This window comes from Mycobacterium gastri (assembly GCF_002102175.1).
Taxonomy (GTDB): Bacteria; Actinomycetota; Actinomycetes; order Mycobacteriales; family Mycobacteriaceae; genus Mycobacterium; species Mycobacterium gastri.
Genome location: NZ_LQOX01000122.1, coordinates 1 through 23412 on the forward strand (window position 1 = coordinate 1; position 23412 = coordinate 23412).

Consider the following 23412-nt stretch of genomic DNA (forward strand, 5'->3'; position numbering starts at 1 on the left):
GACTGTGCCGTCAGGGCGGCCGATCATGGATGTGGCCGCCCCACATACACAGTCAAAGCCGTCACCGCACACACGATGCGGCGGCATGACAGCCGGTGAGCACGTGAGACATACCCGAACGCCCGCCATCACAACAGGTTTGAGCGAAGGTGCGGTATCGGCGTGCCGAAAACAGAGCCAAGGTGTGCGCAAGAGGACATCGTTGACAGCAGCATTCGTGGTCAGCCTGAATTTCCGGTCAGGTGGGCACATTGCGCATCGCCCCACTCAGAGACTCATGTGGCCAATGTGATTAACGCGGCTGACGATGTCACTGAGGTAACGACGTGATCAGGGCTGCTTAGGGCACGTCGAGGGTGAACCTCACGCCGTATCGACGGGTCACCTCAGTAGGTCCGTAGAACCGCCCTGTCGGTTCCTCGTGACCGGGGTCGAGGTCGTCGATGTCGGAGAGGTAAAGCAGTTCTTCGGAGCATTCGGGAGCCCAGACGCTCACGGGCTCCAGCAGGTAGCACACGTGATCTCCGACATCGCTGCGACTTGCTGTCCTGCCGACGAACCACGCCACCGCGTCATCGAGAATCGGCATCCCAAACGGGCCGGCGCGCCATGGGCAGCGAGCGAATTTGTCTTTGTCGTCCCCCGTTTGGCTGGCGAACAGTTCGGCCAGGGCGCGGTGGTGCTGCGCCAACAAGTGCACCGCCACATGGTCAGATCGGCCGGCCACCTCGGCGGTGCGGTTACTCCTGGGCATGCCGATCATGAAACTCGGGGGCTGCACACTCGTTTGAGTGGCGAAGCCGACCAGACAACCCGAAGGGTGACCATCGGCCTGGGTGGTCACTACGAATACCGGGGAATCCAGCATCGTCATCAGGTCATCGAACGATTCATCGATCACCTCAACATCATGAATCGCCGCGACGCCTTTCGACAGCTTTCGTAGCGAACTCGTAGAGACCAGTCGGCGAACCGGCAGCCGGGGCTAACCCTGACCGCAGGCCGCCAACACCAGCTCGCGCACCCGGGCCGCGTCGGCCTGCCCGCGGGTAGCCTTCATCACCGCGCCTACGATCGCACCCGCCGCAGCCACCTTGCCGCCCCGAATCTTCTCAGCCACATCGGGATTGGCGGCCAGTGCCTCGTCGACCGCGGCCTGGGTCAGCGAGTCGTCGCGGACCAGCTCCAAGCCACGGTCAGCCATCACCTCCTCGGGTTCGCCTTCTCCGGCCAGCACACCTTCGACGACCTCGCGGGCGAGCTTGTTGGACAGCTTGCCGTCCTCGACCAACCGGACGACGGCTGCGACCTGGGCAGGCGTGATGGCCAGTTCGTCCAGCCCGATACCCGCCTCGTTGGCCTTCTGCACCAGGAAGTTCCCCCACCACGAGCGCGCCTCCTGGCTGGAGGCTCCGTGCTTGACGGTCTCGGCGACCAATTCGACCGCGCCGGCGTTCACCAAATCCCGCATCACCTCGTCGGAAATGCCCCATTCCTGCTGAATCCGCTTGCGGCTCAACCACGGTAACTCAGGAATGGTTTGGCGCAGTTGCTCGACCAGCTCGCGGCTGGGTGCGACGGGCTCCAGATCGGGCTCGGGAAAATACCGATAGTCCTCTGCGGTCTCCTTGGTGCGGCCGGGGCTGGTGTAGCCGGCCTCGTGGAAGTGCCTGGTCTCTTGGGTGATCTGGCCGCCGGCCACCAAGATCGCGGCCTGACGCTGCATCTCGTAGCGCACCGCGACCTCGACGCTCTTGAGCGAGTTGACGTTCTTGGTTTCGGTTCGGGTGCCGAATTCGGTTGTACCCCTGGGCTTTAGCGACACATTGGCGTCGCAGCGCATCGACCCCTGGTCCATCCGCACGTCGGATACGTCCAACGCCCGCAACAAGTCTCGCAAAGCGGTCACATAGGCGCGGGCGACCTGCGGCGCACGTTCTCCGGCTCCCTCAATGGGCTTGGTCACGATCTCGATCAGCGGCACGCCGGCACGGTTGTAGTCGATGAGCGACGTCGTCGCCCCGTGGATGCGGCCCGTCTCGCTGCCGATGTGGGTCAGCTTGCCGGTGTCTTCCTCCATGTGAGCACGCTCGATCTCGACTCGCCAGGTGGTGCCGTCTTCCAGCGGCGCTTCGAGGTAACCGTTGATGGCGATCGGCTCGTCATACTGCGAAATCTGGTAATTCTTCGGCATGTCCGGGTAGAAGTAGTTTTTCCGGGCAAAGCGGCACCATGGAACGATCTCGCAGTTCAGCGCCAAGCCGATGCGGATCGCCGACTCGACCGCAGCCCGGTTGAGCACGGGCAACGAACCGGGCAGCCCCAGGCACACCGGGCATACCTGGGTATTCGGCTCCGCACCGAACGCCGTGGCGCAGCCGCAGAACATCTTGGTCGCGGTGGACAGCTCAACGTGAACTTCCAGACCGAGAACCGGATCGAAGCGGGCGACGACGTCGTCGAAGTCCAGCAGGTCAGCCCCTGAAGCCCGGGCGGCAGCAGTCATGGGCTCGATCCTAGTGCCGACCGGGAGACCCCCGGAGCCGGACATCTGCCACTAAACCCGCTTTGGGACCCGCTTTGGGAACATGTCCGCCAACGTGGCCGTCAGCTCCAGGTACGCGCGCCGGCTTTCCTTGCTCAACCGGTCCAGACCTATTTCTTTGCCCGCATGGATGTGCCGGTCGAACGGCAGGACCACCGTGGCCGCCACGTCGACCGACAACTGCTCGAGCTCCTTACCGGCCACAGTGCTCGGCCGGGCCGGCTCGGTGTGGTTGAGCGCTAACACCGTCGTCGTGAGCAGCTGCTGATACCCGTTGTTGCGCAACCACTCCAGCGTGATTCTGGTCTTTCGTATCGCGTCGATCGAGGTGCTGGTGACGACCACCAGGGCCCGCGATTCCGGCAACACCGCTTCCATAGCGCTGGACTCGAGCGCCTTGACGCAGTCCACCAGGACCACCGAGTAATGCTTGCGCAGAATGGAAAACACTTTGACGACGTCGCTGCGTTCCACTCGCCAATTGCTCTTCGAATATTCGGGCAGGCCGAGCACTTCCAGCCCGCTGCTGTTCATATAGGTATGCGCCCGCACGTCCGGATATCTTGTGACCGAATCGTCCATGAGCAGGTCCACCATATTCAGCCGGCTACGGCGGCCATGCCGATCGGACAAGTCGCCGCCGTCGATGTCGACGGCGACCACCCGGTCGTTGCGCACCTGCGCGAAAGTCGAGCCGAGTGCCTCGACCACCGCGGTCTTGCCGACCCCGCCTTTGAGGTTGAGCACGGCAATGGGAAACGCGCTTCCGACCAGGGCGCGGACGCGCTCGCACAGCTCACGTTCGTATGCCGGCCCTTTGCCGGGGCCAAAGTCTTTGCGGCATATGCGCCAGATCAGGTCTCGCCAGCTGAAACCGCCGGTGTCGTCGTTGTGCCGCTCGTCAAGAACATCAAGTGCCATCCCACCCGGAGCCCGTTCACGAGGAGACGGCGGGGCGACCGGTGTCGCCGCGGGGGTCCGACCTGTCGACCACGGCGCAGCGGGGGACGAACGGTAGGCAGGGATATTGCGGCGGTAGACGCGCGGGACCGTGGTGGACGGGACCGTGGTGGACGCCCAATCGGCCGGAGGGCGCCGGCAGGGCGGGGCGGTGTGCCGGTCCGGCGGCGCCGATCGCGGCACCGGCGGCGCGGCCTGAGGCAGGTCCCCGCGACCCGGATCGCGGTTGCTCATACCTCACGGTATAGCCGGGCTGATTTGCGCGGAAACCGCAAATGCGCAGGATTCCGGAAATGCAAGCAACCGTCAAACAAGATTTAGCCCGGCGTTCAGCCCTCGCTACCGGATGTTCGACGAATGTCGAGCGATCCGTGCGAAACGTCGATGTCAGCCGAAGAACGCGGCGGCGTCGTCGTAGCGGCTCTGCGGCACCAGCTTGAGTTGGCGAACCGCGTCCGCCAGAGGAACACGGCCGATGTCTTGTCCGCGCAGCGACACCATTTGGCCGTATTCGCCCGCGTGTGCGGCGTCGGCGGCGTTGACACCGAACCGGGTGGCAAGAACCCGGTCGTAGGCCGTCGGTGTCCCACCTCGTTGGACATGGCCCAGCACGGTCACCCGGACATCCTTGTTGATCCGCTTCTCCACCTCGGCGCCCAGCTGCGCGGCCACCCCGGTGAACCGCTCATGGCCGAACTCGTCGATCCCGCCTTCGCGTAACTGGATGGAGCCGGCGACCGGTTTGGCGCCTTCGGCGACCACGCAGATGAAGTGCGAGTCGCCGCGCTGGAAGCGCTGTTTGACGAGCCGGCACACCTCCTCGACGTCGAAGGGCTGCTCGGGGATCAGCGTCATGTGAGCACCGGAGGCCAGACCGGAGTTCAGCGCGATCCAGCCGGCGTGGCGGCCCATCACTTCTACCAGCATCACCCGCTGATGGGATTCGGCGGTGCTGTGCAGCCGGTCGATGGCTTCGGTCGCCACCGTCAACGCCGTATCGTGGCCGAAAGTCACGTCGGTGCAGTCGATGTCGTTGTCGATGGTCTTCGGCACGCCGACCACCGGAACGTTCTCCTCCGACAGCCAGTGTGCGGCGGTCAACGTGCCTTCCCCGCCGATCGGGATCAGCACGTCGATGCCGTTGTCGTCCAAGGTCTGCATGATCTGGTTCAGGCCGGCGCGCAGTTTGTCCGGGTGCACGCGGGCGGTGCCCAGCATCGTTCCGCCTTTGGCCAGCAGCCGGTCGTTGCGGTCGTCGTTGCGCAGCTGCATGCGCCGGTTTTCCAGCAACCCGCGCCACCCGTCCTGGAACCCGACCACCGACGAGCCGTACCGGGCATCGCAGGTGCGCACCACGGCCCGGATGACGGCGTTGAGGCCGGGGCAGTCGCCGCCTCCCGTGAGAAGTCCAATCCGCATGCCATCATCTTGCACCGCGGGCCCGGCCCGTGGCGCCGAGCAGTCGCAGAATCGCACCAAAAGCGGGCGAACTGTGCGATTCCGCGTCTGCTCGCGCCTAGATGGCGCCTAGATGGCGCTCGGCAGCGGGCCGCGAGCGGCCTCGTAGGCGGCTCCCACCCGGTAGAGCCGGTCATCGGCCAGGGCGGGCGCCATGATCTGCAACCCGACCGGCAGCCCGTCGTCCGGGGACAGCCCCGACGGCACCGACATGCCACAATGTCCCGCTAAATTCAGCGGCAATGTGCACAGGTCGAACAGGTACATCGCCAGCGGGTCGTCGACCTTCTCCCCCAGCGGGAACGCGGTGGTGGGAGTCGCTGGCGAGACCAGCACGTCGACCGATCGGTAGGCCTCATCGAGATCGCGGGCGATCAGCGTGCGCACCTTCTGGGCCTGGTTGTAGTAGGCGTCGTAGTAGCCGGCCGACAGCGCGTAGGTGCCGATCATGATGCGCCGCTTGACTTCCTGGCCGAAACCGGCCGCGCGGGTCATGGCCATCACCTCTTCGGCGCTGTGGCTGCCGTCGTCGCCGACCCGCAGCCCGTAGCGCATCGCGTCGAAGCGGGCCAGGTTGCTCGACACCTCCGACGGCAGGATCAGGTAGTAGGCGGCCAGCGCGTGGTCGAAATGCGGGCAGTCGACTTCGCTGACCTCGGCACCCAACGCGGTCAGCTGCTCGACCGCGGCCTGGAACGACGCCAGCACTCCCGGCTGGTAGCCCTCACCCCGGAGCTGCTTGACCACCCCGATGCGCACTCCGCGAAGGTCGCCGGACGCCCCGGCCTTCGCGGCACCGACCACATCGGGCACCGCGGCGTCGACGGAAGTGGAGTCGCGCGGGTCGTGGCCGGCGATCACCTGGTGCAGCAATGCCGTGTCGAGCACGGTGCGCGCGCACGGGCCACCCTGGTCCAGCGACGACGCGCAGGCCACCAGCCCGTAGCGCGACACCGTGCCGTAGGTGGGTTTGACGCCGACGGTCGCGGTCAGCGCGGCCGGCTGGCGGATTGATCCCCCGGTGTCGGACCCGATGGCCAGCGGCGCCTGGAATGCGGCCAACGCCGCGGCGCTGCCACCGCCCGAGCCGCCGGGCACCCGGTCGACGTTCCATGGGTTGCGGGTCGGACCGTAGGCGGAGTTCTCGGTCGAGCTGCCCATCGCGAACTCATCCATGTTGGTCTTGCCCAGGATCGGGATCCCGGCCGCGCGCAACCGCGCGGTCAAGGTGGCGTCGTAAGGAGATCGCCAGCCCTCCAGGATCTTCGAACCGCAGGTGGTGGGCATGTCGATGGTGGTGAAGACGTCCTTGAGCGCCAGCGGCACGCCGGCCAGCGGCGACGGCAGCTGTTCGCCGGCGGCCACCTGCTTGGCCACCTGCTTGTCAATGGCAGCCGCGGCGCTCAAGGCCTGGTCGGCGCCCACGTGGAGAAAGGCGTGGTAGCGGTCGTCGGTTGCCGCGATCTGGTCCAGGCAGGCCTGAGTGAGCTCGGTGGACGACAGCTCCTTGGCGGCGATCTTGGCGCCCAGCGTGGCGGCGTCGGATCGGATGATGTCGCTCACTCGGCGTCCGCCAGGATCTGCGGGACGGCGAAGCGGCCGTCAACGGCCTCCGGCGCCGCGGCCAGCGCCTGCTCCTGCGTCAGGCACGGCGCGATCTGGTCAGGGCGCATGACGTTGACGTCCTTGAGTGGGTTGTCGGTGGCCTCGACGCCGGTGACGTCGACGGCCTGGATCTGGCTGACGTGCGCCAAGATGGCATCGAGTTGACCGGCGAAGTGGTCGAGCTCATGGTCGGTGAGCGCCAGCCGGGCCAGCCGGGCCAGGTGGGCCACCTCGTCGCGGGAGATCTGGGACACGAGCGAAAAGCCTAACCGTGAACGCACGGCGGGGCCGGGTTGGTCCGGCGAGCGCGTCCCTGCCGACATGCCCCGCGCGCGTCGCTGTGTAACAGTGTTGGCCGTGCCGTCGTATCTGTTGCGCATCGAGCTGGTCGACCGTCCAGGCAGCCTGGGGTCGCTGGCGGTTGCGCTCGGCTCGGTGGGCGCGGACATCCTGTCGCTGGACGTCGTCGAGCGCAGCGCCGGGTACGCGATCGACGACCTGGTGGTCGAGTTACCCCCGGGCGCGATGCCGGATCGGCTGATTACCGCCGCCGAGTCGTTGACCGGCGTCCGAGTGGACAGTCTGCGCCCACACACCGGGCTGCTGGAAGCGCATCGCGAGCTGGAGCTGCTCGACCACGTCGCCGCGGCGCGCGACAACGCGTCCCGATTGCAAGTACTTGCCAACGAGGCGCCCAGGGTGCTGCGGGTGAGCTGGTGCACCGTGTTGCACAGCTCCCAGGGCGCGTTGCACCGGCTTGCCGGCAGTCCGGGCGCCCCCGAAACCCGTGCCGATTCGGCGCCCTGGCTGCCCATCGAGCGCGCCGTGCCGCTCGACGGTGGCGCCGACTGGGTGCCGCAGGCCTGGCGTGACATGGACACCACGATGGTGGCCGCACCCTTGGGCGACCCGCACACGGCGGTGGTGCTGGGCCGGCCCGGCCCGGAATTCCGGCCCTCGGAGGTGGCCCGACTGGGCTATCTGGCTGGGATCGTGGCGACCATGCTGCGCTGACCCGTTGCTCACCGGCGGCTTGTCAGCCGCGAGGCGCCCCGTGGCCTCGCCGGCTGGTAAGCGACCGGGCGATCCGCACGGTGGCCCATAGCCCGTAGCGAGCCGCACGCCGGGACACCAGACCGGATACGGGTGCCAGGACTACGTGGCGCATACCCGCGTCGCCGAAGGCCCGCAGCTTGGCCACCACCTGCCGCGAAGTTCCCCACAGCAAAGGCCCCTCGGTCATCACGGCGTCCGGCACGGCGGCGATGGCCTGCTCGATCGCCCGGCGACCGTGGCGGTCGGGCACGAAGTCGACCAACGTATCGAAGTGCGCCCCGAGCGGGTGCACGGCCCCGGCCTGCCGCCACACATCGGCGGGCGCAGCCAGCCCAAGCAACCGGATGGCCTTTGTGTCGAGCATCGCCCGCGCCTCCCGCTCGGTCGCACCGATCACCGCGAAGCGATGCAGCGCCGGCGTGATCAACTCTGCGTCTCGCCCAGCCTCGGCCGCCGCCGCCCGCACCGCCGCCAGCTTGGCCGCATACTCCTGGGGCGAGACCACCGAGACGGGATACCACCCGTCGCCGTAGCGTCCCGCGAGCCGTAGCATTCGCGGACCGTGTCCGCCGACCCAGATCTGCGGTACCCGCCCGCGCGGCGCCTCGAGGTCCATGGTCGCCCGGTCGAGCCGAAAATGCTTGCCGGAGAATGTTATTGGCCCTCGCGCCGACAGGCATAGCCGGATCACCTGCAGAGCCTCCTCCAGTCGGGTGACCGGCTCGGAGAAGTCGAGTCCGTACGGGTCGATATTCATGCGCTCGCCCGCGCCGATGCCCAGGATGGGCGCGCGCCTGGTGAGATGAGACAGCGTCAGCATCGCCTGGGCGATGAGAACGGGGTGACGCCGAATCGCCTCGGTCACGCCGACGCCCAAGCGCAGTCGCCCGGCTCGCGACGCGAGATAGCCCAAGAGAACCTGGTAGTCATAAAACTCGTGTGGGCTCTGATCTTGCGCTGCCAGCCAGGTGAGGTCTTTGTTCCAGATGGCGCGGGGCACGCCGCTCTGGAAGTGGTCGATGAGCATCACCGACTCCAGCCGTGCCACCCGCGCCGCAAGCAATAACACCCGAGCACCGCTCAATGGCGGCTGCGTCCCGATCTGCAGGCCCACCGAGATCGCCGAGTTTGTCATGATCCTTTGCGCCCCAGGTCAACCCGTGCGCCGCTCACTCCGGTACAGCTTCGGGGTCGGGAGGGCCCTCGGCCAATAGCTTGCGAAAGCCGTCTTCGTCGAGGATGGTCACGCCGAGTTCGACGGCCTTGTCGTATTTCGAACCCGGAGAATCTCCGGCGACGACGAACGACGTCTTCTTCGACACCGAACCGGCAGCCTTGCCGCCGCGCGCGACGATCGCCTCCTTGGCCTCGTCGCGGGAAAAGCCGGCCAGCGAGCCGGTGACCACGACGGTCAACCCGGCCAGCGTGCGCGGCACGCTCTCGTCGCGCTCGTCGGCCATCCGCACCCCGGCAGCCCGCCACTTATCGACGATCTCGCGATGCCAGTCGACGGTAAACCATTCCGCGACCGCGGCGGCAATGGTTGGTCCCACGCCCTCGACGGCGGCCAACTGCTCGGCGGACGCCGCAGCGATCGCATCGAGCGTGCCGAATTCGGTGGCCAGCGCGCGAGCCGCCGTCGGCCCGACATGGCGGATCGACAGCGCCACCAGCACTCGCCACAGCGGTGCGGCCTTGGCCTTGTCGAGGTTGGCCAGCAGCCGTTTGCCGTTGGCCGACAACCCGCCGGCCTTGGTCCGAAACAGCTCGGTGCGCAGCAAGTCCTGTTCGGTGAGCGCGAACAGGTCGCCCTCGTCAGCGATCACCTTCGCCTGCAATAGCGCCACACCCGCCTCGTAACCCAGCACCTCGATATCCAGCGCACTGCGGCTGGCGACGTAAAACACCCGCTCCCGCAGTTGCGCCGGGCAACGCTGGGAGTTGGGGCAGCGGATGTCGGCGTCGCCCTCCTTCTCCGGGGCCAGCGCGGTGCCGCACTCGGGACATGTTGTGGGCATGACGAATTCGCGTTCGGACCCGTCGCGCAGGTCGACCACTGGTCCCAGCACCTCGGGGATCACGTCGCCGGCTTTGCGGATCACCACCGTGTCGCCGATCAGCACCCCCTTGCGTTTGACCTCCGAAGCGTTGTGCAACGTGGCCTGCGCGACCGTTGACCCGGCGACCTTCACCGGTGTCATGAACGCGAACGGCGTGACCCGCCCGGTGCGACCGACGTTGACGCGAATGTCGAGTAGCTTGGTCTGCGCCTCCTCGGGTGGGTACTTGTAGGCGATCGCCCAGCGCGGGGCCCGCGACGTGGCACCCAGCCTGCGCTGCAGCGCCACCTCGTCGACTTTGACCACCACGCCGTCGATTTCGTGGTCCACCTCGTGGCGATGCTCACCCCAGTAGTCGATGCGTTCCTGTACCGCGGCCATGTCGTTGACCAGCGTGGTGTGCTCGGAAACCGGCAACCCCCAGGCTTGCAGCGCCAGGTACGCCTGGTGCAGGCTGACGGGGCGGAATCCCTCGGTGTGGCCCAGCCCGTGACAGATCATCCGCAGCCGCCGCCGCGCCGTGACGGCGGGGTCCTTCTGGCGCAACGAGCCCGCCGCGCTGTTGCGGGGGTTGGCGAACGGCGCCTTGCCCTCCTCGACCAGGCTGGCGTTGAGCGCCTGGAAATCGGCGACCCGGAAGAACACCTCGCCGCGGACTTCGAGGACGTCGGGAATCGGGTAGTCGTCGCTGGCACGCAGCCGTTCCGGAACGTCGTCGATGGTGCGGGCGTTCAGCGTGACGTCCTCGCCGGTGCGGCCGTCACCCCGGGTGGAGGCGCGGGTCAGGCGGCCTCCTTGGTAAACCAGCGACAGTGCCACCCCGTCGATCTTGAGTTCAGTGAGGTAGCTGGCAGCGTCACCGATTTCGGCGTGGATGCGGGTGGCCCAGGCGCCGAGTTCCTCGGCACTGAACGCGTTGTCGAGGCTGAGCATTCTTTCCAGGTGGTCAACCGGCTCGAACTCCGTCGCAAAGCCGGCGCCGCCGACCAGCTGCGTGGGCGAATCGGGCGTGCGCAGCTCCGGATACTGTTCCTCGAGCGCTTCCAGCCGGCGTAGCAACTCGTCGAACTCGGCGTCGGTGATGATCGGCGCGTCGCGCACGTAGTAGCGGAACTGGTGTTCGCGGACCTCCTCAGCCAGCTCTTGCCATTGATGCAACACGTCGGGCGGCGTGGTGTCGGCTTCGGACGAACTCACCCTGGCAGGCTAGCTGAGCACGCTGACACGCCGAGATTGCCGTGACGGTCGTGGCGTGTCGGCTTAGGCTCAATCAGGACGGCAATCTCGCGGAGGTCAGTCGAAATCAGATGGCGTCCGGGTCCTCGGCGAACGCCTCGGCAGCCTTGCGGGCAAGCTCGATGGCGGCGCGGGCCCACTGCGGCGTCGCGCTGGCCAGGCCACAGGCCGGGCTGACGCCGATGCGCTCGGCCAGCAATGACCGACCGAAGCCGAGCCGATCGGTCACCGCGACCACCTCGGCCGCCACCTCCTCGACCGACGGCGGCCGCATCGGAGCGGCAACAGGAATCACGCCCAGCACCACCGTGCGGCCCGACTCGACGAAGGCCGCGATGCCGTCCAGGTCCGCCGCGCGCAGTGTGCCGGCATACACCGACACCGCACCAATAGCGCTGCGCGCCAACAGCTCCCACGGCAGCTGTGGCGCACAGCTGTGCACCATGACGTCCGCGCCGGCGGCCGCGGAGCAGGTGTCGAGCAACGCCTCGGCCACCGTCTCGTCCAGCGGGGCCACCGGGCTCAGGGCGGTTACTCCGGTCAGCCGGCCGCCCAGGGCCGCCGGCAAGGACGGCTCGTCGAATTGCACCACCACCGGCGTGTCGAGCCGGCGGGCCAGGGAAGCGCGGTGCGCGGCGACGCCTTCGGCCAGCGACGCCGCCAGGTCACGCACGGCGCCAGGGTCGGTGATCGCCCGGTGACCGTTGGCCAGCTCCAGCCCCGCGCTCAGCGTGATCGGTCCGGGCGCTTGCACCTTGACCACGCGCCCGGTGCCCCGCAGACCGGCGGTCTCCCAGGCTTCTTCGAGGGCGTCCATGTCTTCGTTGAGCATGCTGACCGCTCGGCGGGTCACCGCGCCGGGCCGGGCGACGATGCGGTAGCCGCGCGGCACGGTGTCGACGGCCAAATCGACCAGCAAGGCGCCGGCCCGCCCGAGCATGTCGGCGCCCACTCCCCTGGCGGGCAGCTCGACGAGGTGCGCCAGCGCATCGGCCAGCTCGCCGACGACGACCTCGGCGGCCGGCCGCGCCGCCGTGCCGGGCCAGGATCCGATGCCGGTGGCCCTTGCGAACGGCGGCGCGAAAGCCGGCGCGAAAACACTCACTTGTCAACCGTATTCGAGGGCTGTTTAGCCGCGGGGCGCGCGGGTAGGTTGCAACCACAGAAGGGTGGCTGATGGGAAGACGGATCCGGCCGCTGCTGTGGTGCTGCGCGGTGGCGCTGACGGCGGCGTGCACACGCGTGGTGGACGGTGAGGTGCTGCCCCCGTATGGCGCCTACCCGCTGGATGTGCTCAACGTCGACGCGGTGCTGTTGGACCAGTCGAGGATGCGCGCGATCACCGGCGCCGGCGACGACCTGACGATCGTGCCGTCGACGGACGGCAAACACCCGGTCGACATCGACGCCCTCGCAGACACCCTGCCCCGGGAATGCCGGTTCATCTACGCCGAGACGGCAATCTTCGGGCCCGACATCGCAGGGTTCCACAAGATCACCTTCCAGGACCCGCCCGAAGGTGCCCTGATCTCCGAGGGCGCCGCGGTGTATCGGGCGCCCGACATCGCCCGGCACGCCTTCGACGCGCTGGTGGCGACCGTGGGAAGTTGCGCAACTAGTTCCAGTGGCTCGCTGCTGGTCAGCACGTGGCATGTCGACGGCGACTCGCTGCACATCCGGCCCGGCGACTGCGGCCGCGACTACCGCGTCCTGTCGGTGACCTTGCTGGAAGTCACCTTCTGCGGTTTCCCCGAATCGGTGCCCGACATCCTGATGACGAACATGGCCGCCAACGTGCCGCACTAAGTCACTGCGGACGAGCAGGCCGACGTGGCCGCGATAGTGGCGCTGCCGAGCACCTCGTCACCGCCGGGATCCGGCCGGTAGAGCACCACCGTCTGGCCGCGGGCCACCCCGCGCAGCGGCGCATGCAATCGAACCATCAGCTCATCGTCAGCCAATTCTACTGTCGCACTTGCGGTTTCACCGTGAGCACGCACCTGTACCGCGCATTGGACCGGACCCACCGGTGCGGCTCCAGCGGTGAACACCGGTGCTCGTCCGGTCAGCGCGCGCACGTCGAGTTCGGACACGTCACCCACCCGGACAGTCCCGGTGTCGGCGTCGATCGCGGTGACGTAGCGCGGGCGGCCGTCGGGACCGGGGCCCGGGATACCAAGGCCTTTGCGCTGGCCGATGGTGAACCCGTGCACACCGTCATGGGTGGCCAGCACGGCGCCGCCCGCATCGACGACGACGCCCCGGCGAACGCCGATGCGCGCACCGAGGAATGCCCGGGTGTCGCCGGAGGGAATGAAGCAGATGTCGTGGCTGTCGGGTTTGTCGGCAACCGCCAGGCCGCGGCGGGCCGCCTCCGCCCGAATCTGCGGCTTGGGAGTGTCTCCGATCGGGAACAGCGCATGGCGCAGCTGGTGCGCGGTCAGCACGGCCAGCACGTAGGACTGGTCCTTGTCGCGGTCGACGGCGCGGCGCAGCCGTCCGCCTGACAGCCGGGCATAGTGGCCGGTGGCCACCGCGTCGAAACCCAACGCCAGCGCCCGGGTCAACAGTGCCGAGAACTTGATCCGCTGATTGCATCGGACGCAGGGGTTGGGGGTTTCTCCGCGACCGTAGGACGACACGAAGTCGTCGATCACGTCGGCGCTGAACGTCTCGGCGAAATCCCAGACGTAGAACGGTATTCCGAGTACATCGGCGACCCGGCGCGCGTCCGAGGCGTCCTCTCTGGAGCAACAGCCCCGCGATCCGGTGCGCAGCGTTCCCGGTGCCGTCGACAGCGCGAGGTGCACGCCGACCACGTCGTGTCCGGCATCGACCATGCGGGCGGTCGCGACCGAGGAGTCGACGCCGCCGCTCATCGCGGCGAGGACTTTCACCACGAGGCTCCCGCGGCGGCCAGGGCGGCTCCGCGAGCGCGGGCGACGGCCGCGGGCAGTACCCGCAATGCCGCATCGACATCCGCGTCGACACTGGTGTGCCCCAAGGAAAGACGCAACGACCCGCGGGCGCTGGCGGGGTCGGCCCCCATCGCGATCAACACGTGCGACGGCTGGGCCACGCCGGCGGTGCAGGCCGATCCAGTCGAACACTCAATCCCGTTGGCGTCCAACAACATCAGCAGCGCATCGCCTTCGCAGCCGTGGAAGGTGAAGTGCGCGTTGCCCGGAAGCCGCATCGCGCCGCAGGCACCGTTGAGACGCACATCGTCGATTTCGGCGAGCACCCCCTCGACCAGCCGATCCCGCAGCAGCCGCAGCCGGGGGCTGTTGGCCTCCAATCCGTCCACGGCGACGGCCGCCGCAGCGGCCATTCCGACCGCACCGGCGACGTCGGGAGTACCGGACCGAATATCGCGTTCCTGGCCACCGCCGTGCAGCAACGGCACACAGGCGGCGTTGCGGCGCAGCAACAGCGCGCCGACGCCGGGCGGACCGCCGAACTTGTGCGCCGCCACACTCATCGCCGACAACGTGCTCGCGCCGAAGTCGACCGGTACCTGTCCCACCGCCTGAATCGCGTCGCTGTGCATGGGCACGCCGAACTCGGCGGCGACGGCGGCCAGTTCGGCGGTCGGCATGATGGTGCCGACCTCGTTGTTGGCCCACATCACCGACACCAGCGCGACGTCGTCATGGCTCTGCAACGTCTCGCGCAGCGCGGTGGCCGACACCGAGCCGTCGGCAGCGGTGGGCAGCCAGCTCACCTGCGCACCCTCGTGCTCGACAAGCCAGTCCACCGCGTCGAGTACGGCGTGGTGTTCCACCTGCGAGGTGACGATGCGCCGACGGCCCGGCTGCTCGTCACGGCGCGCCCAGTAGATCCCCTTGACGGCCAGGTTGTCGCTCTCGGTACCGCCTGCGGTGAAGATCACCTCCGAGGGGCGGGCGCCGAGCTTGTCCGCGATCAGCTCCCGGGATTCCTCGATCCGCCGGCGCGCCGCACGTCCGGCGGTGTGCAGCGACGACGCATTGCCGACGGCGCCGAGCGCGACCGTCATCGCCTCGATGGCGGCGGGGTGCATCGGGGTGGTGGCGGCGTGATCCAGGTAGACCATGACCCGGCCCACGATACCGGCCGGGCCCGAAGACCCGGAATTTCTGGGCAGCATGCAACGGGGGCGGGCCGGCGACCAGGACTGCGCGCACCCCCTAATCGGCGTCGGACAGTCCGAGCAACCGGGCGGCGTTGCGCCAGAGCCAGTGCTCGAGGGTGCTCGGATCCAACGGCAGTGCCCGCATCTCGTCGCAGAGTTGGCGATGCGGAAGGTTCAGCAGAAACCCGCCGGTGCCATAGAGCACCTTGTGGCGGATCGTGTTCTGCCCGAATCGCATCAGGGCCTCCCAACCGGCCCCCGGTGCGGCGAAGTACTTGGGCCGGTGCGCGGCGAGTTCGAGGTACACATTGGGGTGCTTCCAGGCGATCAGGCATGCCTCGAGCACCCATGGGTAGCCGCCGTGGCTCATCACGATGGTCAGTTCCGGAAAGCGGCCCGCGACGTCGTCGATGTGCCGGGGATGCCCGAGGTCGCTGGGCCGGGTCCGGGTCCAGTTGGCCGAAGTGTGGATGCTCAGCGGCACTCCGAGGTCGACACACTTGGCGTAGTACGGGAAGTATGCGGGGTCCGATGCCGGTCGACCGATCATGAAGGGCCGCAGGCTGAGTCCGCGGAATCCACGGTCGGTGATCCAGTGCTCGAATTGGTCGAGCGCCGCGGCGCCGCCCATGATGTCGGCCCCGGCGAACAGGATGAACCGATCCGGGTGTCGGGCGGCGAGCGCGGCCACTGACTCGTTGTGCACGAACGTCACGCCGCAGGTGGAGCGTTCGTCGAAGCCGGTGATGAGACTCTGGCGGATGCCGGCGGCATCGAGCTGGGCAAGGATGGCATCGTCGCTACGCCGAAGCGATTCCGCGTAGGAGTTGAACTGCTCGGCGGTCACCGGGGTCTTGGTGAACACCTCGAGATACGGGAGTTGTTCGGGCGGGAAGCCGGCACACAAGTCGTCGATGATCTCGGCAGCGGGCACGATGGGCGCCCACATGTCAATGATCCCGTCGGGCAACGTCTTCCCCTTCCGCGACAAGGTTGGGCAGCGAACGGCACGCTCTGCCGAAACTTACCCTGTTGCCGCGGTTCTCGGCGTGTCGTCGCAACCGGTTAAGTGTCGCGTCGATGGCGGGCCCAGTGGGCTCCCCCGTGAAACGTTCGGCTGGCTTCGGCTCGCCCGGGCGCTGCCCTCGAGGCCCTCAAGCCACCAGTGCCGGCCGGTGACCCGGGAGCTGCGCCCCCGCATGCACCGCATACCGGCACCGTGCGGCCAACGTTCGGCGATCGGTACCCGGCAGTTGCAGGGACCCGACATGCACCCGGGTCACCGTGCGGCGCACGGCCAGCACCCGGCACACCGACCGTGCCAACGTGTCGTGGCCCACGTAGGCGGGAGTGGTCGACACGCTGCCGTCGACGCGGTGATACGTGAGCCACAGGGGCTGCACCGGGCGCCCGGCATCGACGGCGGCCTGAAACATCGCCGGGTAGAAGCTCCCCGACGCCAGCCCGCACCAGGTGGTGCCCTCCGGGAAGGCCACGACAGTCTGACCGGCGCGCAACCTGCGGGCGACGGTGTCAACCACCTCGGGAAGCCGGCGTAGGCTGGCCCGCTCGATCGGGATGATCTTCAGCAGGCGGGCCAGCATCCCGATCGCGGGTCCGCTGAACATGTCGGCACGGGCGACGAACGACCCGGGCAACACCGCACCGATAGCGAAGACGTCCAGCCACGACATGTGATTGCTGACCACCAGGACGCCGCGCAGGTTGCGAATCGGGTTGCCCGACACGGTGATCCGGACGCCAAAACAGCGCAACACCAACCGGCAATAGGCGCGTTGCACGTGGGCGCGACCGGGCAGCGGCACACCCAGCAGGGGCAGGCCCGGCGCCAACAGCAGCGCCAGCGTGAGGCGCAGCGCTACCCGCAGCCGCGCACAACCGGCGGTGTCGCCCAGGCCCACGCAGCTGATATCACATGATGCGCGAGGAAGCCAGCAGTGCCCGGCACTGTTCATCAGCGAGCCCCGCCGGCCATCCCGCCAGCCATCTCTGAGGCCACCGCCACCGACCGCAGCCGTTTCAGGTAGCGGGTATCGGCGTGACGCTTGTCCAGCAGCACGCAGAAATCGCCGACCCCGAAGGCCGGGTCGTGCGCGGGCTCGCCGCATACCCGGGCACCCAGCCGCAGGTAGCCACGCATCAGGGGCGGGACCGTCGGACGCCGCGGCGGGGCAATATCGTCCAGGCCCTTGCCGCCGATACGCACCGGCCGGTAGGGGTATACCCGGTACCGCGCCGCGTGCCGGACCCGCACGAAGTCGCGCACGCCGCGGATCTGACTACCGGGTGCGTGACCTTCCGAGCGCTCCGGGCCGTTTCCGTCGATAGGCACCGACACGCAGCCGGTCACGGAGTCGTAGTCGCACCGGTCCAGGTAGGCCAGGATGCCCGCCCACATCAGCAGCACCACCGCGCCGTTGCGGTGACCGTCGCGCACCGCCGCGCGGCCCATCTCGACCAACGACGGCCGCAGCGGGTCGAATGCGCGCACGTCGAATTCAGTGGCGGTATACAGACCTCCCGCGGCGATGGCGCCCGCCGGCGGCAACATCCGGTAGCACCCCACCAGCTCACCGGTGTCGTCGTCGCGGACCAGCAGGTGGTCGCAGTACTCGTCGAAGCGGTCGACATCGCGGTGATCGATCGCCGACGGCACCGCGAACCCGGGCGTGCTGCTGAAGACGTCGTATCGAAGTTGTTGCGCGGCCTCGATCAAAGCGTCGTCGGTGGTCAGCAACAGGGAATAGCGTGGCCCCGAGGATGATCCGGTCGCCGGACCGTGCGGTTTGTCGCTGGGTATGAGGACAGATGCGATGCTCATGTCACCAACGTGGCGCAGCCGGTCAGCTAATCGGCATCGGCGCTGTGACGGGCCGGTGCACGTCAGGTGACAACATGTCGCAGCACCGATCCTTGCCGAATTTTGAAAATTGATTCAGTATCTTGTGCCATGGCCCACGTTCCCGGATACGCAAAGCGCCACCGGACGCGCGCTTCGATTCTGGACGCCGCACTGGCCGAGGCCAGTGAACGCGGACTGCACCGGGCATCGGTGACCGGAATCGCGGCGCGGGCCAATACCGCGGTGGGAAACCTGCACTACCACTTCGGTTCGCGCGCCGAGTTGTTGCGTGCGACGATGCGCAAGCTCATGTCGGATTTCTTCGCGCGGCTGGCCGCCTTCGAAGAGCAACCCCCGCAGCACGGCGGTGATTTCTTCGAACGTCACCGCACCGGCTTGCTGGCCTATGTCGACTACGTGCGCAGCAATCCCAGGCACATCCGGTTGGTCGACGAGATCAGGTTTCTCGAGCCCGAGTTGTATCGCCAGGGCATCAACGCCTGGGTCGGGCTGATTTCGGCGCGGCTGCGCGACGGCATCGCGGCCGGCTCGGTCCGGGCGATGAACGACGTCGAGATCGCCGCGCAGGCACACTTTTTGGTCGGCGCCCATCGGTTCCTCGAGGACCTGGTCACCGACGCGGGCCGGGAGGCAGAAGTCGTCGACGCCTACCTGCGGTTGGTACGCCGCGGGCTGGCCGCAGAACCCCAAGACACCCAAGACAGTCGAGAGGTCGACCATGACTGAGTTCGCCGGGAACGGATTCGACCCCGATGCGCTGCGCGCCAAATACCAACAGGAACGCGACAAGCGCCTGCGCCCGGACGGCATACGTCAATATTTGGAAGTCGCGGGCGCATTCGCCCGCTTCGGCGACGACCCGTGGGCAGATCCCGGCTTTTCCCGCGATCCGATCACCGAAACGACCGACGTGGCGATCATCGGCGCCGGTTTCGGCGGACTGCTCATCGGTGCGCGGTGCCGAGAACTCGGCGTGGACGATATCCGGCTGATCGACAAGGCGGCCGACGTAGGCGGCACCTGGTACTGGAATCGCTACCCCGGCATCGCTTGTGACGTCGAGTCCTACATCTACCTGCCGCTGCTCGAGGAGCTCGGCTACGTCCCGACCGAGAAGTACGTCAAGGGAGCCGAAATCTTCGCCCACTGCCGGCGCATCGCCGAGCACTACGACCTGTACCGCAACGCGCGGCTGAACACCGAGGTCGCCGAGATCCGTTGGGACCCAAGCGACTCCCGCTGGGTGATCGCCACCAACCGCCATGACACGATCCGCGCCCGGTTCGTGGCGATGGCCAACGGGTACCTGCAGAAGCCGAAGCTTCCCGGCATCGACGGCATAACAACGTTCGGCGGCCACGCTTTTCATACCAGCCGCTGGGATTACAGCTACACCGGCAAGAACCTCGAGCGGCTGTCCGACAAGCGGGTGGGCATTATCGGCACCGGCGCGACGGCGATCCAGTGCGTGCCCCGGCTGGCCGAGGCCGCGCAGCAGCTGTTCGTCTTCCAGCGCACCCCCTCAACGGTGGACGTACGGGCCAATCGGCCGACTGATGTGGATTGGGCGGGTTCGCTGCAGCCGGGCTGGCAACGGCATCGCATCGAGAACTTCCAAATCCTTACCGCGGGAGGCGAATCCGACGAAGACCTGGTCGACGACGCGTGGACCAGCCTGACCAAGAAGCTGCCCATCGTGCGCCACAACGCATCCGCGGTGCCCGGTCAGGCATCGCCGTTGGAGTTGGCCGACTTCGCGAAGATGGAAGAGATCCGCGCACGCATCGACGGGATCGTGGCCGATCCCGCCACCGCTGAGGCGCTCAAGCCCTGGTACGGATATTTCTGCAAGCGGCCCTGCTTCCATGACGAGTACCTGCAAGCTTTCAACCGCGACAACGTCACCCTGGTCGATACCCACGGGCAGGGTGTCGAGCAGATCACCGAGCAGGGTGTCGTCGTCGACGGCGTCGAATACCCGCTCGACTGTTTGATTTTCGCCACCGGGTTCGAGGTCGGAACCGAGTATTCCCAGCGAACCGGCTTCGAGGTGATCGGTCGTGACGGCCTGACGTTGACCGCCAAGTGGGCCGACGGCATCCGCACCTTCCACGGCCTGCACGTTCACGGCTTTCCGAACTGCTTCATCGAAAGCATTGCCCAGTCCGGCTTTACCGTGAACTTTCCTTACCTGATCGACACCCAGTCCCAGCAGGTGGCCTGGGTGATCGCGTGGGCGCTGCGGCACGACGTGACCGAGGTGGAGGCCACCGCCAAGGCCGAAGCCGGGTGGGTGGACACCGTCGTGCAGCGCTCGACCGTGATAGCCGGACGGCGCGAGGCGTGCACCCCGGGCTACTACAACCGCGAGGGCCAAATCAGCGACAGGTTGCGGCAGGACAGCTTTTTCTTCGGCAGCCCAACGGAATACGCCGACATCCTCACGGCTTGGCGGGAGGCAGGCCAGCTCGACGGCCTCGCCATGCGGATTTCGGCGCCCGCCGACCAGGAGGTCGCGTCATGATCGGCGCCGGCTACGACGCCTCGCGGTACGACTCCCCCGGCGCCCGGAGCACCATCGACCCCCTGGTCGCCGACTTCACCACCGACCCGGTTCGCGCCTGATCGCCGTGGGCCTGCAGATCGATCCGGAGGTGCTCGCCGAGTTGGCGTTGCTGAACACGGGCGGTGCCGAATCCGAGCCGCCGCCGGTGGGCGATGTCGCGACCCGAAGAGCCAACAGCGAGCGCACGGTGGCCCAACTCATCGCGACCCGTCCGCTCATCACCGGCGTAGCAGTGCAGCACCATGCGATGGACACCGACGACGGTGCCGCGGTGGCGTTGCACTGGTACCACGCGACGACTGAGCAACCACCCGGTAGTGCGGTGCTCTATTTGCATGGTGGCGGAATGATTTTCGGCATGCGCGAACTGGGTGGCCTGTACGACTGGCTCGCGCGGCGCTACGTCGCCGACTCCGGTGTACCGATGCTGGTCGTCGACTATCGCATCGCACCGGAGGTTGCGCACCCGGTCCCGGTGCACGACTGCTTTGCCGCGTTGGGATGGCTGCTGGGCCACGCCGGCGAACTGGGCGTCGATCCGGCCCGGGTGGCCGTGATGGGAGACAGCGCCGGCGGCGGGCTGGCCGCCGCGGTGTGCCTGATGGCCCGCGATCGCAGTGGTCCCGCAATCGCCCAGCAGCTGTTGATCTATCCGATGCTCGACGATCGCACCGCGCTACCGAACCCCGAACTGGTGCCGTTCGTCACCTGGACCTATGACGACAACGTCACCGGCTGGCAGGCGCTGCTGGGCGAGAAAGCCGGCACCGACGGCATCAGTTGCTATGCGGCTGCGGCGCGGGCCAGCGATGTTTCGCGGCTACCGCCCACTTACATCGACGTGGGCGACCTCGACATCTTCCGGGACGAGGACATCGCCTACGCGCGCCGCCTGGCCGCCGCCGGCGTCCCGACCGAATTGCATGTGCATCCCGGTTGTCCGCACGCATTCGAAGGGATGGCTCCCAACGCCGCCGTATCCCGACGGGTGATCGCCGACCGCGTACGGCGGCTGCAGACAATCTAAGACGCGTTGCCGGCCCGCCAGGATCGCGAGTGACCTGGCGGGCGGCTCGGGGCCATCAGCCCCTGCGGGCCTTGATCGCCTCCGTCAGCTGCGGAGCGACCTTGAACAGGTCGCCGACCACGCCGTAGTCGGCGATCTCGAAGATGGGCGCCTCTTCATCCTTGTTGACCGCGACGATGTTCTTGGAGGTCTGCATGCCCGCGCGGTGCTGGATCGCTCCGGAGATACCCAGCGCGATGTAGAGCTGCGGCGACACCGTCTTGCCGGTCTGACCGACCTGGAACTGGCCCGGGTAGTAGCCGGAGTCGACGGCGGCACGGGAGGCGCCGACGGCACCCCCCAGCGAGTCGGCCAGCGCCTCGACCACGCTGAAGTTCTCGGCGCTGCCGACACCGCGGCCACCCGACACCACGACGGTGGCCTCGGTCAACTCCGGCCGGTCGCCGGCCACCGCGGGCTGGCGGGAGGTGATCTTGGTCGCGTTCTCGGCGGGAGCCGGCACCTCCACGCTGACCTGCTCACCCGCACCGTTGGCCGGCTGCGCTTCGATGGCGCCGGCGCGCACCGAGATCACCGGGGTGTCGCCGGTGGCCTGCGCCTCGACGGTGAACGCGCCACCGAAGATGGAGTGCACGGTTTTGCCACCCTCTTTGACGTCCACCACGTCCACGAGCAGGCCGGACCCGATCCGGGCGGCGAGGCGGCCGGCGATCTCCTTGCCGTCGGCGGTGGCGGCCACCAGCACGGCGGCCGGGGCCGAGGACTCGGCCAGTGCCGCGAGCACGTCGACATACGGGGTGATCAGGTATTGGTCGACGACATCTGACTCGGCGACGTAGATCTTGGCGGCACCGGCCGCCTTCAGTCCGTCGACCAGCGGCGCGGCGGTGCCCGGGGCACCGACCACAACGGCCGCCGGCTCGCCCAGCGCCCGGGCGGCGGTAATCAATTCGGAGGTGACTTTCTTCAGCGCACCTTCAGCGTGCTCAACGAGCACCAGTACTTCAGCCATGGGTTGTATCGCTCTCGTCTCGGAATTGCGCTGGTTCAGATGATTTTCTGGCCGACCAGGTACTGCAGGATCTGGTTGCCGCCCTCGCCCTCGTCGGTGACCTTCTCACCCGCCGTTTTAGGCGGCTTGGGTGTTGAGGACAACACCGCGGTCCCGGCATTGGCCAGCCCCACCTCGTCGGCCTCGACACCGATCTCGGCCAGGGTCAGCACGGTGACCTCTTTCTTCTTGGCGGCCATGATGCCTTTGAAGGACGGGAAGCGTGGCTCGTTGATCTTCTCGTTGACGCTGACCACCGCGGGCAGGGTGGCCTCGAGGGTGAACACACCGTCGTCGGTTTCGCGCTCACCGATGACTTTGCCGCCCTCGACCGACAGCTTGCGCAGGTGGGTGAGCTGCGGCAGGCCCAGATACTCGGCGATGATGGCCGGCACCGCGCCGCCCACGCCGTCGGTGGACTCGTTGCCGGCAATCACCAACTCGGTGCCCTCGATGGTGCCCAGGGCACGCGCCAGCGCCCACCCGGTCTGGATGACATCGGAGCCGTGCATGCCGTCGTCCTTGAGGTGTACGGCCTTGTCGGCGCCCATGGACAACGCCTTGCGAATCGCCTCGGTGGCACGCTCGGGGCCCGCGGTCAGCACCGTCACCGACCCTTCGGCGCCGTCGGCTGCCTCCCGCTCCCGGATCTGCAGCGCCTCTTCCACAGCGCGCTCGTTGATCTCGTCCAGGACCGCGTCGGCGGCCTCACGGTCGAGCGTCCAGTCACCCTCGGTCAGCTTGCGCTCCGACCAGGTATCCGGGACCTGCTTGATCAGGACCACGATGTTTGTCATGAGTGTGGCTCGTCCTCCTCGAAGGCGTCCGGCAGCGCTCGGCCGCCGGACCT

General features: G+C 67.7%; 21 protein-coding genes. 5 read left to right on the forward strand and 16 right to left on the reverse strand.

Features of this window, described 5'->3' with window-relative positions; translation table 11 throughout:
• Nucleotides 1-340: 340 nt before the first annotated feature.
• From AWC07_RS18345 to gatC, 6 genes are all read right to left on the reverse strand, one after another.
• Complete coding sequence (locus tag AWC07_RS18345) at nucleotides 341-937, reverse strand: flavin reductase family protein (RefSeq protein WP_036411922.1); 597 nt, start codon at nucleotides 935-937, stop codon at nucleotides 341-343.
• Nucleotides 938-985: 48 nt separating this feature from the next.
• On the reverse strand, nucleotides 986-2506 hold the full coding sequence (gatB, locus tag AWC07_RS18350) for an Asp-tRNA(Asn)/Glu-tRNA(Gln) amidotransferase subunit GatB (RefSeq protein ID WP_036411919.1): 1521 nt from the start codon (nucleotides 2504-2506) through the stop codon (nucleotides 986-988).
• Nucleotides 2507-2557: 51 nt separating this feature from the next.
• Nucleotides 2558-3466, reverse strand: a complete 909-nt coding sequence (locus AWC07_RS18355) for a MinD/ParA family ATP-binding protein (RefSeq protein WP_051507906.1) — start codon at nucleotides 3464-3466, stop codon at nucleotides 2558-2560.
• Between the two features lie 426 nt (nucleotides 3467-3892).
• Nucleotides 3893-4924: an ATP-dependent 6-phosphofructokinase gene (locus tag AWC07_RS18360; protein ID WP_036411949.1), complete on the reverse strand. Its 1032-nt coding sequence runs from the start codon at nucleotides 4922-4924 to the stop codon at nucleotides 3893-3895.
• A 108-nt stretch (nucleotides 4925-5032) separates the two neighbouring features.
• Nucleotides 5033-6526 (reverse strand): Asp-tRNA(Asn)/Glu-tRNA(Gln) amidotransferase subunit GatA, encoded by a 1494-nt coding sequence (gene gatA / locus AWC07_RS18365; RefSeq protein WP_036411917.1) that lies wholly within the window; start codon nucleotides 6524-6526, stop codon nucleotides 5033-5035.
• Nucleotides 6523-6822 carry an Asp-tRNA(Asn)/Glu-tRNA(Gln) amidotransferase subunit GatC gene (gene gatC / locus AWC07_RS18370; protein WP_036411916.1) on the reverse strand — a complete coding sequence of 100 codons (300 nt, stop codon included), beginning with the start codon at nucleotides 6820-6822 and terminating at the stop codon, nucleotides 6523-6525. Before gatC ends, gatA begins: the two co-directional genes overlap by 4 nt.
• Nucleotides 6823-6925: 103 nt before the next feature.
• Between gatC and AWC07_RS18375 the strand changes: the two genes are divergently transcribed.
• Nucleotides 6926-7582, forward strand: coding sequence for an ACT domain-containing protein (locus tag AWC07_RS18375; RefSeq protein WP_139829768.1), 657 nt, complete (start codon nucleotides 6926-6928; stop codon nucleotides 7580-7582).
• Between the two features lie 22 nt (nucleotides 7583-7604).
• Here AWC07_RS18375 and AWC07_RS18380 read toward each other — a convergent pair whose 3' ends face one another.
• The 3 genes from AWC07_RS18380 to AWC07_RS18390 all read right to left on the reverse strand — a co-directional run bounded on the left by AWC07_RS18380 (nucleotide 7605) and on the right by AWC07_RS18390 (nucleotide 12025).
• Nucleotides 7605-8759 (reverse strand): LLM class flavin-dependent oxidoreductase, encoded by a 1155-nt coding sequence (locus AWC07_RS18380; protein WP_036411912.1) that lies wholly within the window; start codon nucleotides 8757-8759, stop codon nucleotides 7605-7607.
• Nucleotides 8760-8793: 34 nt separating this feature from the next.
• Nucleotides 8794-10881 (reverse strand): NAD-dependent DNA ligase LigA, encoded by a 2088-nt coding sequence (gene ligA / locus AWC07_RS18385; RefSeq protein WP_036411910.1) that lies wholly within the window; start codon nucleotides 10879-10881, stop codon nucleotides 8794-8796.
• Nucleotides 10882-10987: 106 nt separating this feature from the next.
• Nucleotides 10988-12025, reverse strand: a complete 1038-nt coding sequence (locus AWC07_RS18390) for a uroporphyrinogen decarboxylase/cobalamine-independent methonine synthase family protein (RefSeq protein WP_036411909.1) — start codon at nucleotides 12023-12025, stop codon at nucleotides 10988-10990.
• Nucleotides 12026-12096: 71 nt separating this feature from the next.
• On the opposite strand from AWC07_RS18390, the gene AWC07_RS18395 reads away from it, so the two are divergent.
• Nucleotides 12097-12726 carry a sensor domain-containing protein gene (locus AWC07_RS18395; RefSeq protein ID WP_036411908.1) on the forward strand — a complete coding sequence of 210 codons (630 nt, stop codon included), beginning with the start codon at nucleotides 12097-12099 and terminating at the stop codon, nucleotides 12724-12726.
• Here AWC07_RS18395 and mnmA read toward each other — a convergent pair.
• From mnmA to AWC07_RS18420, 5 genes are all read right to left on the reverse strand, one after another.
• Nucleotides 12723-13817, reverse strand: a complete 1095-nt coding sequence (gene mnmA / locus AWC07_RS18400) for a tRNA 2-thiouridine(34) synthase MnmA (RefSeq protein WP_085105187.1) — start codon at nucleotides 13815-13817, stop codon at nucleotides 12723-12725. The two genes, AWC07_RS18395 and mnmA, sit on opposite strands and share 4 nt — an antisense overlap.
• Nucleotides 13814-14995, reverse strand: a complete 1182-nt coding sequence (locus AWC07_RS18405; RefSeq protein ID WP_036419974.1) for a cysteine desulfurase family protein — start codon at nucleotides 14993-14995, stop codon at nucleotides 13814-13816. Before AWC07_RS18405 ends, mnmA begins: the two co-directional genes overlap by 4 nt.
• A 94-nt stretch (nucleotides 14996-15089) precedes the next feature.
• Nucleotides 15090-15983, reverse strand: coding sequence for an amidohydrolase family protein (locus tag AWC07_RS18410; RefSeq protein WP_085105182.1), 894 nt, complete (start codon nucleotides 15981-15983; stop codon nucleotides 15090-15092).
• A gap of 205 nt (nucleotides 15984-16188) precedes the next feature.
• Complete coding sequence (locus AWC07_RS18415; RefSeq protein ID WP_036410971.1) at nucleotides 16189-17010, reverse strand: lysophospholipid acyltransferase family protein; 822 nt, start codon at nucleotides 17008-17010, stop codon at nucleotides 16189-16191.
• Nucleotides 17010-17876: a GNAT family N-acetyltransferase gene (locus AWC07_RS18420; RefSeq protein WP_036410973.1), complete on the reverse strand. Its 867-nt coding sequence runs from the start codon at nucleotides 17874-17876 to the stop codon at nucleotides 17010-17012. Before AWC07_RS18420 ends, AWC07_RS18415 begins: the two co-directional genes overlap by 1 nt.
• Nucleotides 17877-18005: 129 nt before the next feature.
• Here AWC07_RS18420 and AWC07_RS18425 point away from each other — a divergent pair, with 129 nt between their 5' ends.
• From AWC07_RS18425 to AWC07_RS18435, 3 genes are all read left to right on the forward strand, one after another.
• Complete coding sequence (locus AWC07_RS18425) at nucleotides 18006-18644, forward strand: TetR/AcrR family transcriptional regulator (RefSeq protein ID WP_036410974.1); 639 nt, start codon at nucleotides 18006-18008, stop codon at nucleotides 18642-18644.
• Nucleotides 18637-20442 (forward strand): flavin-containing monooxygenase, encoded by a 1806-nt coding sequence (locus tag AWC07_RS18430; RefSeq protein WP_036410975.1) that lies wholly within the window; start codon nucleotides 18637-18639, stop codon nucleotides 20440-20442. The genes AWC07_RS18425 and AWC07_RS18430 overlap by 8 nt, the downstream gene beginning before the upstream one ends.
• A 106-nt stretch (nucleotides 20443-20548) precedes the next feature.
• On the forward strand, nucleotides 20549-21511 hold the full coding sequence (locus AWC07_RS18435; protein WP_036410976.1) for an alpha/beta hydrolase: 963 nt from the start codon (nucleotides 20549-20551) through the stop codon (nucleotides 21509-21511).
• Nucleotides 21512-21566: 55 nt separating this feature from the next.
• Here AWC07_RS18435 and AWC07_RS18440 read toward each other — a convergent pair whose 3' ends face one another.
• Together AWC07_RS18440 and AWC07_RS18445 are read right to left on the reverse strand one after the other, a co-directional pair.
• Nucleotides 21567-22523 (reverse strand): electron transfer flavoprotein subunit alpha/FixB family protein, encoded by a 957-nt coding sequence (locus AWC07_RS18440; protein WP_036410977.1) that lies wholly within the window; start codon nucleotides 22521-22523, stop codon nucleotides 21567-21569.
• Nucleotides 22524-22558: 35 nt separating this feature from the next.
• Nucleotides 22559-23359: an electron transfer flavoprotein subunit beta/FixA family protein gene (locus tag AWC07_RS18445; RefSeq protein WP_085105183.1), complete on the reverse strand. Its 801-nt coding sequence runs from the start codon at nucleotides 23357-23359 to the stop codon at nucleotides 22559-22561.
• Nucleotides 23360-23412 lie beyond the last annotated feature (53 nt).

What these genes read in the sequence shown, in the direction of transcription:
- AWC07_RS18380 (WP_036411912.1), bottom strand. Translation starts at nt 8,759, where the DNA reads ATGACAAACTCGGCGATCTCGGTGGGCCTGCAGATCGGGACGCAGCCG.
- AWC07_RS18355 (WP_051507906.1), bottom strand. Translation starts at nt 3,466, where the DNA reads ATGGCACTTGATGTTCTTGACGAGCGGCACAACGACGACACCGGCGGT.
- AWC07_RS18445 (WP_085105183.1), bottom strand. Translation starts at nt 23,359, where the DNA reads ATGACAAACATCGTGGTCCTGATCAAGCAGGTCCCGGATACCTGGTCG.
- gatB (WP_036411919.1), bottom strand. Translation starts at nt 2,506, where the DNA reads ATGACTGCTGCCGCCCGGGCTTCAGGGGCTGACCTGCTGGACTTCGAC.
- AWC07_RS18360 (WP_036411949.1), bottom strand. Translation starts at nt 4,924, where the DNA reads ATGCGGATTGGACTTCTCACGGGAGGCGGCGACTGCCCCGGCCTCAAC.
- AWC07_RS18420 (WP_036410973.1), bottom strand. Translation starts at nt 17,876, where the DNA reads ATGAGCATCGCATCTGTCCTCATACCCAGCGACAAACCGCACGGTCCG.
- AWC07_RS18440 (WP_036410977.1), bottom strand. Translation starts at nt 22,523, where the DNA reads ATGGCTGAAGTACTGGTGCTCGTTGAGCACGCTGAAGGTGCGCTGAAG.
- AWC07_RS18430 (WP_036410975.1), top strand. Translation starts at nt 18,637, where the DNA reads ATGACTGAGTTCGCCGGGAACGGATTCGACCCCGATGCGCTGCGCGCC.
- AWC07_RS18415 (WP_036410971.1), bottom strand. Translation starts at nt 17,010, where the DNA reads ATGAACAGTGCCGGGCACTGCTGGCTTCCTCGCGCATCATGTGATATC.
- AWC07_RS18395 (WP_036411908.1), top strand. Translation starts at nt 12,097, where the DNA reads ATGGGAAGACGGATCCGGCCGCTGCTGTGGTGCTGCGCGGTGGCGCTG.
- AWC07_RS18410 (WP_085105182.1), bottom strand. Translation starts at nt 15,983, where the DNA reads ATGTGGGCGCCCATCGTGCCCGCTGCCGAGATCATCGACGACTTGTGT.
- AWC07_RS18405 (WP_036419974.1), bottom strand. Translation starts at nt 14,995, where the DNA reads ATGGTCTACCTGGATCACGCCGCCACCACCCCGATGCACCCCGCCGCC.
- AWC07_RS18425 (WP_036410974.1), top strand. Translation starts at nt 18,006, where the DNA reads ATGGCCCACGTTCCCGGATACGCAAAGCGCCACCGGACGCGCGCTTCG.